Here is a 16,261-nt window from a genome sequence, read left to right as displayed (position 1 = left end):
TTCCCAGAAGTCCGGTAATTCAGTTCCGGTATAGTTCACATGGAGATTCAATACAATAGAGTAAAAGAAGGGGAATGGAAAATGAAGAAAAGATGCGGTTGGGTAACCGAAGATGCCGTTTATATTCACTACCATGATAAAGAGTGGGGACGGCCCTTATATGACGATCAGAAATTGTTTGAACTGTTATGCTTAGAAGGTGCCCAGGCAGGGTTGAGTTGGCTAACGGTATTGAAAAAAAGAGAAGGCTACCGGGAGGCGTTTGATCAGTTTGATCCCGAGCTCATCAGCCAGTATGATGATGATAAAATTGAGGCTTTGTTGAATAATGAAAAAATCATTCGGAATAAATTGAAGATACGATCGGTAGTGACGAATGCGCAGGCTTTTTTGAAAATCGTGGAAGGTAATCAGTCGTTTTCTGATTACGTGTGGGAATTTGTAGAGGGCGAACCTATTCAAAATAGTTGGGATAGTATAGAAGATATTCCGTCTCAGACAGAGAGCAGTCGATCGATGAGTAAACAGCTCAAAAAAGCTGGCTTTAAATTTGTTGGTCCAACGATATGTTATGCATTCATGCAGTCCAGCGGGATGGTCAATGACCACGTCACTGACTGTTTTTGCTACCAGGAAATAAAAAATGAGGAGGGAACGCAATGAATCGTCTGAACTTAGTGTGCATAGGAGTAAAAGATATGTCTCGGGCTTTAGCTTTTTACAAAGCGATTGGTTTTCAAACACCTGAAACAAGTGAAAGTCCGCCAATCGTCTTCTTTGATAATGAAGGAAGCAAGTTGGAACTGTATCCCATATCGGAGTTGCAAACAGATATCGATCCAGACGATCCACCGGTGCTTTCCGTTGGAGGATTTTCTGGGATCACGTTTGCCTGCAATATGAAGACTGAAAAAGACGTTGATGCCACAATGAGATTAGTTGAAGAGGCAGGGGGCGAAGTGGTCAAGCAACCTCAAACGGTTTTCTGGGGAGGCTACAGCGGCTATTTCAGAGACTTAGACGGCTACTACTGGGAACTTGCTTATTCGGATGATTGGCAATTTGATGATCGGAACATGTTGATCATCGAAAGTGAATAAAAAGAACCCTTCAAGCACAAGCTTGAAGGGTTTACTTGTTTATAAGATCTTATCTAAGAAGTTTTTCGTTCGTTCCTGTTGAGGCTGATTGAAAAGTTGCGAAGGCGGTCCGACTTCCACGATATGACCGTCATCCATAAAGACGACACGGTCAGCAACTTCCCTGGCGAAGCCCATTTCGTGTGTAACGACGACCATGGTCATACCCTGGCTCGCTAATTTCTGCATGACCTCCAGGACATCTCCCACCATTTCCGGGTCTAACGCACTTGTTGGTTCGTCAAACAACATGATATCCGGATCCATAGCTAAGGCACGCGCAATCGCTGCCCGTTGTTTTTGTCCACCAGATAACGAATTGGGATAGGCATCCGCTTTGTCTGACATTCCAACACTTTCCAGCAATGACATGCCGAGTTCTCTACCTTCTTTTTTTGACAGGTTTTTTAACTCTTTGGGCGCCAGTAGAATGTTTTCCATGACTGTAAGGTGTGGAAACAAGTTGAATTCTTGAAAGACCATGCCGATGTTCTCTCTTATTTTATTGATATTTTGCTTGGCGTCAGTCAAATCATGGTCATCCACGATAACCTTCCCTTCATTGACATCTTCCAGTAAATTCATACATCTTAAATAGGTGCTTTTCCCGGATCCTGAGGGGCCGATAATAACAACGACTTCTCCCTCCTGGACTTCCAGATCTAATCCTTTCAGTACTTCAAGATCTCCGAAACTTTTATGCAGATTTTCAGTTTTTAATTTAGTCATTCGCCAGACTCCTTTCAATTTGGTTAGAAAGTTTAGTTAATATCGTAATGATAATAAGATAAATCAAACCAACGATGATCCACATTGCTCCCGACTGGTACGAACGGGCGATAATGATACGACCCGACTGGGTTAATTCAACGATACCAATGACGGACAGAATAGATGTATCTTTAAGTGTAATGACAAACTGATTAATCAATGAAGGGATCATTATTTTGATCGCTTGTGGTAAAACGACTTTCTGCATGGATTGTCTGTACGGCAAACCGAGGCTTCGCGAAGCTTCCAGTTGACCAATCGGTACAGCAGCGATCCCGCCTCGCACTTGTTCCGCGATATAAGCGGTCGTATTCAGGCTTAAGGTGATGATTCCTGCAGCAAAAGCGGAAAGTTGAATATTAAATAATTGTGGCACGGAAAAATACATAAAGAAAGCCAAAACGATAAGAGGAATACCGCGTAATACAGTGACATAAATATTGGCGATCAGATTAAGTGCTTTGTTTTTAGTGGCACTGAACAATCCAATGATCGTTCCGGCTACAAGAGAAATACCAAAAGCAACAAGCGTAAGAGCCAGTGTGCGTCCAAGCCCAGCCATCAATGCACCAAAGTTGTTTGACAGTAGCGAGAAGAACCCGGCACTTTCAGCAACTGTTGCATCTTCGGCACTGATGAGATAGGTATCTAAGATCTCGTCGTACGTGCCATCCTCTATAACATTCGCTAAACCGGCATTGAACATTACCAGTAATTCCTGATTTTGTCCGCCGTTAACTGCGAAACCAACAGGGTAGCCTGCTTCTGGTTCAGTTGGCAGTTTCAAGGGTAAGCCTTGTTGAATCGCATAAGCCATGACAGGATAATCTTCCACGGCTGCGTCAGAGTGTCCAGCTACGACATCTTCATACATATTAGCCGAATCTTCGAACTGATTGATCGTGACATCGTACTCTTGTGCGAGTTCCTCAGCGAACTGTGCACCTGTCGTTCCTACTTTAACAGCTAAGTTTTTGCCGTCTAAATCAGCGTAAGATGAAATCTCATCGTTATCTGCCTGGACAGCCAGGACGGGACCGGCATCAATATAAGGTTCAGAAAAGTCGAAGGATTCTTCTCGTTCAGGGGTAATACTCATGGCGGCGATCATGCCATCCACCTGATTCGATTCCAGAGCCTGCAGACCCGCGCTGAAGTTCATCGGTCTCAGTTCATAGTCAAACCCCTGATCTTCAGCAATAGCGGCAAGTAGATCGATATCGATGCCGACATACTCATCATCCTCATTCTGGTATTCGAATGGAGCGAAGGTCACGTCGGTGGCAATGATATAAGGATCTTCCTGAGCCTCGACGGGTTTAACTAGACTTAAAGAGCTTAATAATAGCATCAGCGTAAAGGTAATGCTGACTATAAAAACAGGTTTCTTTTTCAATTTCATCTTCTTTCTCCTCTCGAAATAGTAAGCATAAAAAACAACTAATTATAATTTTATATTATAACCACATGAAAAACAAATGAAAAACAAAAAAGTTTAAACTTAGAAAGCGCTAACTTATATGGTTTTTTGCATTAATCTCTTTTTTTAATCGAGTATAACAAAAGGAACCATCATATTGAAACAAGGTGTTTATGGCTTTATATCAATGCTTTTGGGGAAATCGAATCAGTTTGATAGGAACAAATGTGCATAGTAAGCTAAGAGAAATTTATCTAAAAATTTAATCACAGGGTAACACTTTCCATTTTCCTTTCGTTATTGGAAGTGTAAGCAGTGATCACCTTACAAAAAAACAGAGGAGGAAAAAGATATGCAAAAAGAATGGGATGGAAGTAAAGTAGATATCATTTTAGAAGATGTAGAAAACGAAAAACATATCCGCCGTCGCTTTAATGGCGCTTTGCAAGGGGTAACAGATGAACAAGTGACTGCTTTTACACAAGCTTTAAGTACAGTGAATGCTTTGCCTGTATCATATGCAGCAGTGGTTGAAGAATACCGTTACACATTTTTATAAGAGCACTTAACTAATAATGAAGAGGAGGAAAAGAAATGGTTAAACGTTTAGAATTACGTTTTGAAACAGGCGAGGGCAAAACAAAGGTGATCGGTATCGATCAACCTGCCGAAAACTTAGATCCGTTAGTCGTTCAGTCAGCTATGGAGCAAATCATCACTCAGGATATGTTTGAGGACGAAGGCATCAAGCTGTTCACAAAAATTAAAGATGCCCGTTATGTCACACGTACAGTGGAAGATATCATCGAAGAAGCGTAATAATTTACAAGAGCCGCCTCTATTGATGAGGCGGTTTTTTTCTGAATTGAAAACTTAAAGCAGGCGAGTGGAGGTCGACTAAGCTGCCGATCCTTGTTCGAGGCAATTCGAAAGAAGAGGTCGTATGCAAGGAGACTTCGGTAAGTAGACAATGGATCGCTTTTTCTAAGTGTCGAAGTTTACCAAGTTCATCATGTTGAAAGTGTGATTTTCCTGCTACTTACCGAACTTCATGCTCATTCGGCCAGTAGTAAAAGAGAGGCACCCGCTAATAGTCGAACACGGCTTCGTTCGGTCGTTTCAAGCATATATTTAAATTCAAAGTGTCGAAGGAGGCTCAACTTCGGTAAGTAGCGTTTAAATTCTTGCTGCAAACGACCAAACATGGTAACTGAACTGGTTTTGACGCTTTCCAATGAGTTAGCTAGAATCAGCGGCACTTTGAAAAAGTAAGTTTTTTTGCTATAATGCCTATGTAAAGAAAGTAAAGGAGACTACAACGTGAAAACATTTCTTTTAGCACTAGTTAAATTATATCAGAAACTCATTTCCCCTTTGTTCCCGCCAAGTTGTCGCTACTATCCAACATGCTCGCATTATACTGTCGATGCTTTAGAGAAACACGGTGCTTTCAAAGGCTTTATTATGGGGGTCTCACGAATCCTGAGATGTAATCCGTTTTTCAAAGGTGGCGTTGATAAAGTGCCTGATCATTTCACGCTGAAAAGAAATCCTGATGGTGAAAACGAAGTGTATCTAGGCTCAGGCGTTACAGTCAAGAAAAAAGAAGAGTGATCAATAAAAAAGAGGACGATGAAAGGACCACCGATGAGAGTCACGTTAACTGAGAACAACTTTTTGGATGTTATCGGTTCACCAAATCTTGTTTTTCTTCATTTCCGGTCCGATTTTTGTGGACCGTGTAAAGTGCAGTCACGGGTCCTGGAGCAACTAGAAGAGAAATATAAGGAAAGAGTCGTGTTGAGTGAAATCAATAGTCTTAAACACTTAGATTGGACAGAGGCTTTTGGGATCCAGTCTACTCCGACGACTCTCTTGTTTTATAAAGGGAGCGTCATAGCTAAACTGATCGGTGTGCATTCTCTATCTAAAATTGAACAGGTCATAAAAAAAGCTGAGGTGCTCAAATGAGTGCCCCAGCTTTTTAGTACTTGTCATCCGGAATACAATAGAAGAAACACCTCGTCAGGTGTGCCGATTCTTCAAACAGACAGTCTAGCAAAATGATTTTACCGAGGGGCTATTTAGACTAAGTATACACTTTATTCGCAAAGGGAAATAAGGTAAGATAGACTCACAGAGAAAAGAGAAGAGTCCATTCGCTTCACTTTTCAATTTATCGGTATTGGGAGTGTTAGTAATGAAAGGATTAGCCAATCTATTTATTGTAGTGGGACTGGTATTGCTGAGCTGGTTCGGCTATTCAGTGTATCAACAAGAACAGATGCAGTCCGTGACGATAGAAGAAGCGGAAAGTGCTCTTGAAAACTTGCGTCAAGAGAATGATACGGCAACTCTCGACGGGGAGATCCCGCAATTTATTCCAGCTGCCCACGAAGCGTTTGGTCTATTACATGTGCCGAAACTGGATAGAAGCATCGGGATTGTAGAAGGAACAGATCCCGATGCCTTGGATAAAGGAGTCGGACACATGTCGAGTACCGTTTTTCCAGGCCAAGGCGAACAAATCATTTTATCCGGACATCGAGATACCGTCTTTAAAAATTTCGCAGAGTTAGAACTGGGTGATACCTTTATCGTGGAAATGCCTTATGGGGACCATACGTACGAGATAAGGGAAACGGAGATAGTGGATGCAGACGACACCTCGGTTGTCGGCAAAATGGGTGAAGAAGTGCTAGTTGTATCAACGTGTTACCCTTTCTCCTATTTAGGCAATGCGCCAGAACGGTTCGTTTTTTACGCCTATCCGGTCTTAGAGTGATCAGATGCAACTGAAAAACCCAATTCTTTATTCGGATTGGGTTTTTCTTATAGTGCCAGTCTTTTCGTTTTTAATAGAGAGTTAAGGACAAAGAAATCAAGCAAAGAAAGAAGGCTGATTGATGATGAATAAGAAGAGCTACGTCGCTCAAGGTTACCGGGTGCCCAAACTGATCGTCAAAGATTTCATCTTGAGTATCCTCACCTTAGGTTTCAAGCGGCCTCACCATATAAAAGAAGAAGCTAAAACGTTTGTGTATTTATTTGAAGATAAACGAATAAGAATAGTTGAAGAGGATTTAAGCGGTGATAGAAGAGAAGTCGACCAAAAGATAGTGATGTCGGACCGTGAGCAAGAAGAGATCCTTTCCAAGGGGAAATTTGCGGTGGGAGCTTACGTCTATTATTTAGATAAAAAAATGATAAAGTCACCAAAAAACAATCAGGAAAACTAAAGCAGTAATTCTATCAGTAGGGAACATGACTGGGGAATGTGTCTGGACTTAGTGTAGCAATATTTATTGGATGAAAAAGAAAACATACCCAGAATTCCGTATCAGATAGGCCTTGGAGAAAATAAGCAAGGAAATGAAAGCGAGTTTAATGAGCAGGTAGTCTGATTGAATGGAAAGCGCACTGGACAGGTAACGCTCATACACCTGATGCCGAATCTGCCTTTTGGAGCAGGTTTAAGCTAAGCCTTTTGTAAAAGCCGAGGAGGTCAGGATCTTTGTTCCGAGCTCTTTTTCTTTATGAAAACTTTAGTATTCTGGACCCTTTTACATGATAAGATGGAAGCGAAGAGGTTGAGGAGGGGATTCAAGATGCGCATACTGGTTGCAGATGATGATAAGGAAATTTGTGATTTGCTGGAAATATATATAAAGAACGAAGGCTACGAAGTAGAAAAAGCCTATGATGGCCAAGAGGTCATTGATAAGTTAGAGCGATTGGAAATTGACTGTCTGATCCTTGATGTCATGATGCCTAAAAAGAGTGGCTTGGAAGTAGTAAAAGAAATCAGAAAAACATCTTCATTGCCGATACTGATGTTGAGTGCCAAAACGGCAGACATCGATAAGATCAGAGGCTTGACCAATGGTGCCGATGATTATGTGGTCAAACCGTTCAATCCGCTGGAAGTGCTGGCCCGAGTGAAGTCTCTAATCAGAAGAAGTAGCTACGGGACGAATCAAAGTGACTCTGGGGAATTGGAAATCGGTCCGTTGATTATCAGAAAAGACCAGCATCAAGTAGAAACGCTGGATGGGGTAGATATTCAGTTGACGGCTTTGGAATTTGGAATTTTGTATTTGCTGGCAACCAACCCTAACCGGGTATTTAGTGCGGACGATATTTTCGAGAAAGTCTGGAAACAAGAAAGTCTGGTACCGGCAAAAACGGTGATGGTCCATGTCAGTCATTTACGCGATAAGATCGAAAAAGCGACTGACGGAGAAAGTATTGTAAAAACAGTTTGGGGCGTCGGCTATAAAATAGAAAGTTAGTGAGGAGGTCCACCATGCACTTGACCCGAATGGAACGTTGGCGGTTAGCGTTTGAAGCAGTCGTTACAGCTGGAATCATCTTCCTCTGTTATTTTGCTATTTATGAAATATTTCGTTGGGTCGTTATCACGTTTCAAGACGTGTTCAATGAATTTTGGTTTTTCGGTAATGTTGTTGAAGATATCGGCAATCAAGAAATATGGGGACTTACGCCGCTGGTGTTTCTATTTCTGATCATCGTAGCCGGCGTTGCGATTTACTGGCGGTTAAAAAGACGTTACCGTCAATATGAATTGAAACATATTATCAAAGAACTGCATTATATAGCGAAAGGAAATTATGACCATCGTATTCGAGGGTCTTACAGCGGAGACATAGGCAAAGTGGTTGAAAGCATTCATGTACTTGTCGATTCCACCGTTGAAGCGATGGAAGAAGAACGGCGGATCGAACAAAGCAAGGATGAACTGATAACGAATGTCAGTCATGATATCCGGACACCTTTGACCTCTATTATTGGATACCTTGGTTTAATAGAAGAAGATCGTTACGGTTCAGAAGAGGAAGCCAAGAAATATGTCCATACAGCTTATAAGAAAGCGAAACAGATGAAAGTTCTCGTGGATGACCTGTTTGAATACACGACAGTAAGACAAACAACCGTTCCGCTCGACTATGTCTCTTTCGACATGGTTCAATTGCTTGAGCAAGTTGCGATCGATTTTGAGCTGGAAGCTCAGAAAAAAGAGCGGGAGATTCAGATTTCGTCTTCTCACAAGCAAATCATGATGCGGGCGGATACGGAGAAAATTGTGCGTGTCTTTCATAACTTGTTGTCCAATGCTTTGAAATACGGCGAAGGCGGCTCTTTAGTTCTCATCGAGGCTAAACAAGGAGAAAAAAATGTTTTTATTTCAATTAAAAATAACGGGAAAACATTACCAAAAGAAGCGATTGAACAATTATTTGAACGTTTTTACAGAGCGGAAACCTCCCGTTCGCAAGAAACTGCGGGGACCGGTTTAGGACTAGCTATAGCTCAGAGCATAGTGGAACTACATAAAGGAACGATTACAGCCCGTGTGGATAATGGCTGGACTGTATTTGACGTTGTGTTACCGCTGAAAAATGACTGAACTAAAAAAGCGAAGCAGGCGAGACCTGCTTCGCTTTTTTAGATGAATTTAATTCTTAAATATAATGAGACCTATCAGTTGAAAAACAGAAGTGATTCTTTTAGGGTGAAGATATAAAGAGTTATAGTGAAAAAGGAGGAGTTTAGTATGAGTGATATTTTCGACGTTTTTAGGAATAGAATTATAAATGCGGATACAGAAGAAGTGGAAGACCTGATCAGACAATTCAAGAGCTCAAGAGCGAATGGAGAAATCAGTGAAAAGGAGGAAGCTGATCTGGAGGATATTGCAAATAGGAAACTGGAAACAGGTGACGAGGATACATCGAATTAGCATTATGCATTAGGAACAAGACAGTCAAAGCACGAAGAGGGGGCCCTATATCTCTTCGTGCTTTGTTTTTTGTCTAAGCAACATCTATGTCGGACCTAAGGGCGTGTCATAAATGTGAAAACTCAACGAAGGAGGTTGTTTTTTTAATAGTGAAAGGGTACTATAAGACATGTTGAATTGAAATTGAGTTTCAATCATATTCACTGATAAACAAGAGAATGAATCTGACATAGGAGTTAATAAAAAATGAAAAACACAGGTAACCTTAAAACACTAAAAGCAAGTTTGACAGCAAGTATAACCTTACCCATTCTATTGGCCGGAACAGCTGTATTTGCGGAAGAACCGTCCATAGACATCGAAGCAGAAAGTTCACTCTTAATTGATTTTGAGACAGGCCAGATTTTACATGAGCAAAATGCTGAAGCCTACCGAGGCATCGCGTCGATGACCAAGATGATGGTTGAATATATCTTGTTTGAAGAAATAGAAGCAGGGAATATATCGTGGGATACAGAAGTAAATATTAGCGACTATGCTTATGCCATTAGTCAAGACTATGCTCTTTCTAATGTCCCGTTACAATTAAATGGCACCTACACAGTTAAGGAACTCTATGAAGCACTGGCTATTTACTCTGCGAACGGTGCAACTATAGCTTTGGCCGAAAAAATGGAAGGGTCAGAATCGGCTTTTGTTGATCGTATGCGTTCGTTGGTTGAAGAGTGGGGAGTGGATGAATACGAACTATATAACACCACCGGCTTGAACAACAGTTACTTGAACGGTAATCATTATCCGGGCAGTGAAGCAGACGCGGAAAATGCGATGTCTGCCAAAAACATTGCTAAAGTAGCGAAAAACTTGATCAAAGACTACCCGCAAGTGCTTGAAACGTCAAATATACCGACTAAAACATTTAGAGAAGGGACCTCTGATGCCATTTTAATGATGAACTGGAACTGGATGCTGGAAGGCTTATCTCATGAACGTATGGACGTTGATGGACTCAAGACGGGTACGACCGAGTATGCCGGGGCTACCTTCACGGGTACAGCCGAATCTGAAGGGCACCGGTTGATCTCAGTTGTTATGGGCGCAGGGGATGGCATGACAGACCGGGGTTTACGCTTTGATGAAACGGCTAAATTGTTTGATCATGGATTTGAGGAATGGACGTACAAGACGTTAATCGAGGGGGATGTTGTACTTCAAAACGTCCACCCGTTAGCTGTTAAAAATGGAGTGGCAGAAAATACCTCGTTGAAGACAGTGGAGAGTCTCTCATATTACGTTCCTGTCTCCGATCAAGATGAGAAGGCCAGTTATACTTTCCAACCCAATGAAGAACTGCTGAATCAGGATGGTGAAATAGAAGCGCCTGTTGCAGAAGGAGATATCCTTGGTGAACTGATTTTAGACAATCAAGATGATGTCGAGTATCTTGAAGGAGAGTCCGACCGGATTGTGCAAGTGGCTGCAGCCGACTCTGTCGAACGGGCAGGCTTCTTTACCGTATTTTCTAACTTGGTCAAAGACTTCTTTAGCAAACTCGGCGATCGCTTCTGATCTACGCGTTAAGTGTTGACGTTGGAGAATGAAGTAAGGTAGAATAAAGGCACAGATAAATGAGTAAAAGAACAGCGAACCAGTACAGAATCAAACAAGTCTAGAGAGTCAGTGGATGGTGGAAACTGATCTTGTTTATTCTCGAATCCATCGTTTGAGTTTAAATAATGAAGCAAAAAGCCTAAATTATTTCGGCGCGGACCGTTATCCCTGAGAGCGTAAAAAGACAACTACGGTGTCTTTTTGAATCAGGGTGGTACCGCGAGAAGCAGTCCTTTCGTCCCTTACTTTGGGATAAAAGGCTGCTTTTTTTATACCTGCTAAAATAAAATGAGGAAAGAAGGAGAAATCATGATAGATATCAAACGCATTCGTAATGATTTTGAAGCAACGAAAGAAAGACTGGAAACGCGTGGAGTAGCTGCTGAAGAAGTAGATCAACTCAAAGCCTTGGATGAAAAAAGAAGAGAGCTCCTTCAAAAATCAGAACAGCTAAAACAACACCGTAACGATGTCTCTGCTGAAATTGCCGAAAAGAAACGAAACAAGGAGGATGCAGATGACACGATAGCTGCAATGAAAAAGGTCGGCGCAGATATCAAAGCGATCGATGCTGACTTGGAACAGTTAGAAGCGCAATTGCATGCCGTGGCGGCAGGTCTTCCGAACTTACCGCATCACTCTATTCCGGTAGGTGCAGATGAAGAGTCTAATATAGAAGTACGCAAATGGGGAGAACCAACCGAGTTTGACTTTGAACCACAGCCCCACTGGGATTTAGGGACTGCACTGGGTATTCTGGATTTTGAACGTGGAGCCAAAGTAGCCCGCAGCCGTTTCCTGTTTTACAGAGGACTGGGAGCGCGCTTAGAGAGAGCTCTGTACAACTTTATGCTGGACTTGCATGTGACTGAACATGATTATGAGGAAATCATCCCTCCCTATTTAGCTAACGATGATGCGCTTTATGGTACAGGCCAATTTCCTAAATTCAAAGATGACGTGTTCCAAATCAAAAATCAGCCCTTAACTTTAATCCCAACGGCAGAAGTGCCTTTGACAAACTTTTATCAAAATGAAATTTTAGAAGAAAAGGATTTGCCCAAATACTTTACAGCGCTTTCTCCATCCTTCCGTTCTGAAGCAGGAAGCGCCGGTAGAGATACACGCGGATTGATTCGTTTGCATCAATTTAATAAAGTGGAAATGGTGAAGTTTGCCAAGCCGGAAGACTCATACGCCGAGCTGGAAAAAATGACCGATAATGCCGAGGACATCCTGCGAAAACTAGGTTTACCCTATCGTGTTGTTCTTCTGTCAACGGGAGACACCGGATTCGCAGCAGCCAAAACGTATGATTTGGAAGTTTGGATCCCCGCTCAAAATACGTACAGAGAGATAAGTTCGTGTTCCAATACAGAAGATTTTCAAGCCAGAAGAGCTATGATTAGATATAGAAAAGAATCAGATGGTAAAATAGACTATGTACACACCCTCAATGGTTCGGGATTAGCTGTCGGTCGAACAGTTGCGGCAATCATGGAAAACTATCAACAAAAAGATGGCAGCATCAAAATACCAGAAATCCTGGTTCCTTATATGGGTGGAGTCAAAGAAATTCGTCGGGCTTAAATCAAGGAACATAAAATAAAGGAGAATGAATATGGTTAATGAACAGAGAGCAATATTTGCAGGTGGTTGTTTCTGGTGTATGGTTCAACCGTTTGATTCATTACCAGGGATTATTTCGATTACTTCCGGGTATACAGGAGGTCATGTAGAGAACCCCACTTACCGAAAAGTGACTTCCGGTAAAACGGGGCATACAGAAGCCGTCGAGATCGTTTATGATCCGGATAAGATTTCATACAAAGATCTCGTCGAAATTTACTGGAGACAGACAGATCCAACCGACGCAGGAGGCCAATTTGCAGACCGCGGCGATTCCTACAGACCAGTTATTTTTTATCAGGACGAGCATCAAAAACAAGTGGCTGAAGAATCGAAAAGAGAATTGGAACAAAGCGGTAAATTTAGTGAACCTATTGTCACGCAGATTGAAAAGGCCAAACCTTTTTATCCTGCCGAAGAGTATCATCAGGACTATTATAAGAAAGAGTCGGCTCATTACAAACGATATAGTGTCGGATCCGGAAGGGCTCGCTTTATCGAAAAAAATTGGGAAAATTAATGCAGTAGCAAAGGAAAATAGCCTTCTTTGTCATTTGTTTTGGAGAAAATAAAAAAAACAGTTGACAAAGAGGCGATTTCTTTGTATGATATAAGAGTTGCTACAGAAACTATTTCAACGTTTTATAGTTATATTGTATAGTGATTATGGCGAGAAGGATCCACCTGTTCCCATTTCGAACACAGCCGTTAAGCTTCTCAGCGCCGAGGATAGTGAAGGGTTTCCCTTTGTGAAAGCAGGACATTGCTATGCAGTATATTTTGGAGGTTTAGCTCAGTTGGGAGAGCATCTGCCTTACAAGCAGAGGGTCAGCGGTTCGAGCCCGTTAACCTCCATAGTCATTAGAGCCGTTAGCTCAGTTGGTAGAGCATCTGACTTTTAATCAGAGGGTCGCTGGTTCGAGCCCAGCACGGCTCATATATATAAAGGATTTTCTTTATATATTATATGCGGATGTGGCGGAATTGGCAGACGCACTAGATTTAGGATCTAGCGCTTCACGGCGTGGGGGTTCAAGTCCCTCCATCCGCATTGCACCATTATTTTGATTTGGCCGGCTTAGCTCAGTTGGTAGAGCAACTGATTTGTAATCAGTGGGTCGAGGGTTCGATTCCTTTAGCCGGCATTTTCTTGCGAAAGTAGTTCAGTGGTAGAACATCACCTTGCCAAGGTGGGGGTCGCGGGTTCGAATCCCGTCTTTCGCTTGTCAATTCTCATTGATTATCAATGGTATCCCATGCCGGGGTGGCGGAATTGGTAGACGCACAGGACTTAAAATCCTGCGGAGAGTTTTCTTCGTGCCGGTTCGACTCCGGCCCTCGGCATTATCTGTATTATTTAGATGGAGCACCCTTAGCTCAATTGGATAGAGTACCTGACTACGAATCAGGCGGTTAGAGGTTCAAGTCCTCTAGGGTGCATGTAATATAATAAAGAATACGGGAAGTAGCTCAGCTTGGTAGAGCACCTGGTTTGGGACCAGGGGGTCGCAGGTTCGAATCCTGTCTTCCCGATTTGTTAAAATGGCGGTGTAGCTCAGCTGGCTAGAGCGTACGGTTCATACCCGTGAGGTCGTGGGTTCGACTCCCTCCGCCGCTATAAAAAATCTGATTAACGGACCTTTAGCTCAGTTGGTTAGAGCAAACGGCTCATAACCGTTCGGTCGCAGGTTCGAGTCCTGCAAGGTCCATATTAATCACTTATATCATTATCGCGGAGTAGAGCAGTTGGCAGCTCGTCGGGCTCATAACCCGGAGGTCGCAGGTTCAAGTCCTGCCTCCGCAATTTACAAATACGGTACGTTTGGACGGTAGTCCATAAAGTATCCTATGAAGATTTTGCAATGGTCCCGTAGTGTAGCGGTTATCACGCCTGCCTGTCACGCAGGAGATCGCGGGTTCAAATCCCGTCGGGACCGTTAAGAAAGATATGCGGGTGTAGTTTAGTGGTAAAACCCCAGCCTTCCAAGCTGACGTCGGGAGTTCGATTCTCCTCACCCGCTTTATACTGATTGTATGAAAAATTCATTTAGGGCCTATAGCTCAGCTGGTTAGAGCGCACGCCTGATAAGCGTGAGGTCGGTGGTTCGAGTCCACTTAGGCCCATAGAAATAAATGAAGGCCCCTTGGTCAAGTGGTTAAGACACCGCCCTTTCACGGCGGAATCACGGGTTCAAATCCCGTAGGGGTCATGATATGGAGGATTACCCAAGTCCGGCTTAAGGGAACGGTCTTGAAAACCGTCAGGCGTGTCAAAACGCGCGTGGGTTCGAATCCCACATCCTCCTTTCCCGTGGTTGTTATTGCTTCAGCAGTTTACAACCACGGTACACTTGAGCGAAAGCTTAGAGTGTTTCGTATAATGACTTCATTATACATTATCGCGGAGTAGAGCAGTTGGCAGCTCGTCGGGCTCATAACCCGGAGGTCGCAGGTTCAAGTCCTGCCTCCGCAATTTACAAATACGGTACGTTTGGACGACAGTCCATAAAGTATCCTATGAAGATTTTACAATGGTCCCGTAGTGTAGCGGTTATCACGCCTGCCTGTCACGCAGGAGATCGCGGGTTCAAATCCCGTCGGGACCGTTAAAATTGATTATTTCATTGGCGCAGTAGCTCAGTTGGTAGAGCAACGGATTGAAGCTCCGTGTGTCGGCAGTTCGACTCTGTCCTGCGCCATTTAACTTAATATGTTGGAGGGATAGCGAAGTGGTCAAACGCAGCGGACTGTAAATCCGTTCCTTCGGGTTCGTAGGTTCAAATCCTACTCCCTCCATTAAATAGGGGTATAGTTTAACGGTAAAACAATGGTCTCCAAAACCATCGATGTGGGTTCGATTCCTACTACCCCTGTTTCAGTAAATTGTTAGATGAATACTTATGGTTTTTATGGTACACTGTTTATTGGAAATGGTAATATGGCGATTGTGGCGAAGTGGTTAACGCACCGGGTTGTGGTCTCGGCATTCGTGGGTTCGATTCCCATCAGTCGCCCTTAATTGGGCTATCGCCAAGCGGTAAGGCAGCGGGTTTTGATCCCGTCATTCCTAGGTTCGAATCCTAGTAGCCCAGTTTAATAACAGTAATACTAATATGGCGGTATAGCCAAGTGGTAAGGCAGAGGTCTGCAAAACCTTCATCACCGGTTCAAATCCGGTTACCGCCTTATCTTTAAAAATTATTTAGCCGGCGTGGCGGAATTGGTAGACGCGCTGGACTCAAAATCCAGTGCCCGTTAGGGCGTGCCGGTTCGATTCCGGCCGCCGGTATTAAACTTACATGGTTATCTCGCAAACTCTATTCATTTGGAGGTTGCGAGTTTTTTTTATAAAGGTGTTAGCTGGAAGACCCTCGGTTTCAACGAGGTTGCTGAAGAACAATAATTTAATTGAGATGAAAGATCCTATATTATACTAGAATAAAATAAAAGGCGGGTATATTGGAAATTCACATAGTGAATGATCCGGTATACCCGCCTTTTTATTTTTTTGCTGATAAGCGCCATAACCCGTTTCGGGTTCGCCGCAAGTGCTGTGATAGCTGCTTGCATATCCATGCCAAATAGATCCGGAGATGACATTATGCCCTAACCGGATCTACGCTTTAATTCACTATTTTTGCTCTTGATTTTATAACGCTGTTTTGATTTTTGTTTAAAATATTCTCTATTCTGGAAATTATATTGCGGGCTGTCTAAATCGCGAAGTATACGGACACTCTGGGTTTTACTTTTAGCTCCGACTTTATAACAGCCCTCGCTGATTTGACAATGCTTACACTTTTCGATGTCGAAATAATGGGTAAGGGCGTTTTCGTTGTGGCAGACGAAAACTAAGTCTGCTTGGGACAGGTGCAGCGTCATGTCGAGATCGACATGGGTGTCGCCGATTTAATGGTGCTGTCCATTGAC

Annotated in this window: 16 protein-coding genes, 25 tRNA genes, 1 rRNA gene and 1 other annotated feature; of the genes, 40 read left to right on the top strand and 2 right to left on the bottom strand. The window is 42.8% G+C overall.

The window, feature by feature from the left end; all coding sequences use genetic code 11:
* Positions 1–81: 81 nt before the first annotated feature.
* Entirely contained in the window at positions 82–663 is a 582-nt protein-coding gene (locus tag R6U02_RS01015; RefSeq protein WP_410261763.1) for a DNA-3-methyladenine glycosylase I, read from the top strand.
* Complete coding sequence (locus tag R6U02_RS01010; protein ID WP_410261762.1) at positions 660–1,100, top strand: VOC family protein; 441 nt, start codon at positions 660–662, stop codon at positions 1,098–1,100. The genes R6U02_RS01015 and R6U02_RS01010 overlap by 4 nt, the downstream gene beginning before the upstream one ends.
* 39 nt (positions 1,101–1,139) lie before the next feature.
* Here R6U02_RS01010 and R6U02_RS01005 read toward each other — a convergent pair whose 3' ends face one another.
* Positions 1,140–1,868, bottom strand: coding sequence for an amino acid ABC transporter ATP-binding protein (locus R6U02_RS01005; protein ID WP_410261761.1), 729 nt, complete (start codon positions 1,866–1,868; stop codon positions 1,140–1,142).
* Positions 1,861–3,312, bottom strand: a complete 1,452-nt coding sequence (locus tag R6U02_RS01000) for an amino acid ABC transporter substrate-binding protein/permease (RefSeq protein ID WP_410261760.1) — start codon at positions 3,310–3,312, stop codon at positions 1,861–1,863. The genes R6U02_RS01005 and R6U02_RS01000 overlap by 8 nt, the downstream gene beginning before the upstream one ends.
* Before the next feature lie 370 nt (positions 3,313–3,682).
* Between R6U02_RS01000 and R6U02_RS00995 the strand changes: the two genes are divergently transcribed.
* From R6U02_RS00995 to R6U02_RS00810, 38 genes are all read left to right on the top strand, one after another.
* Complete coding sequence (locus R6U02_RS00995; protein ID WP_410261759.1) at positions 3,683–3,889, top strand: hypothetical protein; 207 nt, start codon at positions 3,683–3,685, stop codon at positions 3,887–3,889.
* Positions 3,890–3,924: 35 nt separating this feature from the next.
* Positions 3,925–4,149: a DUF2922 domain-containing protein gene (locus tag R6U02_RS00990; protein WP_410261758.1), complete on the top strand. Its 225-nt coding sequence runs from the start codon at positions 3,925–3,927 to the stop codon at positions 4,147–4,149.
* A gap of 501 nt (positions 4,150–4,650) precedes the next feature.
* On the top strand, positions 4,651–4,944 hold the full coding sequence (yidD, locus tag R6U02_RS00985; RefSeq protein ID WP_410261757.1) for a membrane protein insertion efficiency factor YidD: 294 nt from the start codon (positions 4,651–4,653) through the stop codon (positions 4,942–4,944).
* 33 nt (positions 4,945–4,977) lie between these two features.
* Entirely contained in the window at positions 4,978–5,301 is a 324-nt protein-coding gene (locus R6U02_RS00980) for a thioredoxin family protein (RefSeq protein WP_410261756.1), read from the top strand.
* A gap of 229 nt (positions 5,302–5,530) precedes the next feature.
* Complete coding sequence (locus R6U02_RS00975; RefSeq protein ID WP_410261755.1) at positions 5,531–6,115, top strand: class D sortase; 585 nt, start codon at positions 5,531–5,533, stop codon at positions 6,113–6,115.
* Between the two features lie 121 nt (positions 6,116–6,236).
* Entirely contained in the window at positions 6,237–6,569 is a 333-nt protein-coding gene (locus R6U02_RS00970) for a hypothetical protein (protein ID WP_410261754.1), read from the top strand.
* Between the two features lie 369 nt (positions 6,570–6,938).
* Entirely contained in the window at positions 6,939–7,622 is a 684-nt protein-coding gene (locus R6U02_RS00965; protein ID WP_410261753.1) for a response regulator transcription factor, read from the top strand.
* Positions 7,623–7,636: 14 nt separating this feature from the next.
* Positions 7,637–8,758, top strand: a complete 1,122-nt coding sequence (locus R6U02_RS00960; RefSeq protein WP_410261752.1) for a sensor histidine kinase — start codon at positions 7,637–7,639, stop codon at positions 8,756–8,758.
* Positions 8,759–8,905: 147 nt separating this feature from the next.
* A complete protein-coding gene (locus R6U02_RS00955; protein WP_410261751.1) occupies positions 8,906–9,091 on the top strand; it encodes a hypothetical protein in 186 nt (61 codons plus the stop codon).
* A 246-nt stretch (positions 9,092–9,337) separates the two neighbouring features.
* Positions 9,338–10,660 carry a serine hydrolase gene (locus R6U02_RS00950; RefSeq protein ID WP_410261750.1) on the top strand — a complete coding sequence of 441 codons (1,323 nt, stop codon included), beginning with the start codon at positions 9,338–9,340 and terminating at the stop codon, positions 10,658–10,660.
* Between the two features lie 65 nt (positions 10,661–10,725).
* Positions 10,726–10,948 (top strand) — a binding site (T-box leader).
* Between the two features lie 63 nt (positions 10,949–11,011).
* Positions 11,012–12,292, top strand: coding sequence for a serine--tRNA ligase (gene serS, locus R6U02_RS00945; protein ID WP_410261764.1), 1,281 nt, complete (start codon positions 11,012–11,014; stop codon positions 12,290–12,292).
* 31 nt (positions 12,293–12,323) lie between these two features.
* Entirely contained in the window at positions 12,324–12,851 is a 528-nt protein-coding gene (gene msrA, locus R6U02_RS00940) for a peptide-methionine (S)-S-oxide reductase MsrA (protein ID WP_410261749.1), read from the top strand.
* 136 nt (positions 12,852–12,987) lie between these two features.
* Positions 12,988–13,103 (top strand): 5S ribosomal RNA (rrf, locus tag R6U02_RS00935).
* Between the two features lie 10 nt (positions 13,104–13,113).
* Positions 13,114–13,186, top strand: a tRNA-Val gene (locus tag R6U02_RS00930).
* Between the two features lie 9 nt (positions 13,187–13,195).
* Positions 13,196–13,268: transfer RNA gene (locus R6U02_RS00925), tRNA-Lys, on the top strand.
* 32 nt (positions 13,269–13,300) lie between these two features.
* Positions 13,301–13,382: transfer RNA gene (locus R6U02_RS00920), tRNA-Leu, on the top strand.
* 21 nt (positions 13,383–13,403) lie between these two features.
* Positions 13,404–13,476, top strand: a tRNA-Thr gene (locus R6U02_RS00915).
* Between the two features lie 7 nt (positions 13,477–13,483).
* Positions 13,484–13,555 (top strand) — tRNA-Gly (locus tag R6U02_RS00910).
* Between the two features lie 34 nt (positions 13,556–13,589).
* Positions 13,590–13,675 (top strand) — tRNA-Leu (locus R6U02_RS00905).
* Positions 13,676–13,697: 22 nt separating this feature from the next.
* Positions 13,698–13,771, top strand: a tRNA-Arg gene (locus R6U02_RS00900).
* A 19-nt stretch (positions 13,772–13,790) separates the two neighbouring features.
* A tRNA-Pro gene (locus R6U02_RS00895) sits at positions 13,791–13,864 on the top strand.
* An 11-nt stretch (positions 13,865–13,875) separates the two neighbouring features.
* A tRNA-Met gene (locus R6U02_RS00890) sits at positions 13,876–13,949 on the top strand.
* Between the two features lie 17 nt (positions 13,950–13,966).
* A tRNA-Ile gene (locus tag R6U02_RS00885) sits at positions 13,967–14,040 on the top strand.
* Between the two features lie 22 nt (positions 14,041–14,062).
* Positions 14,063–14,135 (top strand) — tRNA-Met (locus R6U02_RS00880).
* 60 nt (positions 14,136–14,195) lie between these two features.
* A tRNA-Asp gene (locus R6U02_RS00875) sits at positions 14,196–14,268 on the top strand.
* Between the two features lie 13 nt (positions 14,269–14,281).
* Positions 14,282–14,352: transfer RNA gene (locus tag R6U02_RS00870), tRNA-Gly, on the top strand.
* A 29-nt stretch (positions 14,353–14,381) separates the two neighbouring features.
* A tRNA-Ile gene (locus R6U02_RS00865) sits at positions 14,382–14,455 on the top strand.
* A gap of 14 nt (positions 14,456–14,469) precedes the next feature.
* Positions 14,470–14,541 (top strand) — tRNA-Glu (locus tag R6U02_RS00860).
* 6 nt (positions 14,542–14,547) lie between these two features.
* Positions 14,548–14,637, top strand: a tRNA-Ser gene (locus tag R6U02_RS00855).
* A 94-nt stretch (positions 14,638–14,731) separates the two neighbouring features.
* A tRNA-Met gene (locus tag R6U02_RS00850) sits at positions 14,732–14,804 on the top strand.
* Between the two features lie 60 nt (positions 14,805–14,864).
* Positions 14,865–14,937, top strand: a tRNA-Asp gene (locus tag R6U02_RS00845).
* 20 nt (positions 14,938–14,957) lie between these two features.
* Positions 14,958–15,030 (top strand) — tRNA-Phe (locus tag R6U02_RS00840).
* Positions 15,031–15,046: 16 nt separating this feature from the next.
* Positions 15,047–15,127 (top strand) — tRNA-Tyr (locus R6U02_RS00835).
* Positions 15,128–15,133: 6 nt separating this feature from the next.
* Positions 15,134–15,204: transfer RNA gene (locus R6U02_RS00830), tRNA-Trp, on the top strand.
* Between the two features lie 68 nt (positions 15,205–15,272).
* Positions 15,273–15,345: transfer RNA gene (locus R6U02_RS00825), tRNA-His, on the top strand.
* A gap of 6 nt (positions 15,346–15,351) precedes the next feature.
* Positions 15,352–15,423: transfer RNA gene (locus R6U02_RS00820), tRNA-Gln, on the top strand.
* A gap of 23 nt (positions 15,424–15,446) precedes the next feature.
* A tRNA-Cys gene (locus R6U02_RS00815) sits at positions 15,447–15,517 on the top strand.
* Between the two features lie 19 nt (positions 15,518–15,536).
* Positions 15,537–15,620: transfer RNA gene (locus R6U02_RS00810), tRNA-Leu, on the top strand.
* Positions 15,621–16,261: the final 641 nt, after the last annotated feature.

Origin of the sequence: Alkalibacterium sp., assembly GCF_046484155.1 — a bacterium.
Taxonomy (GTDB): Bacteria; Bacillota; Bacilli; order Lactobacillales; family Carnobacteriaceae_A; genus Alkalibacterium.
The sequence above is the reverse complement of the archived record's forward strand: the minus strand, read 5'-3'. Positions and strand labels throughout refer to the sequence as shown.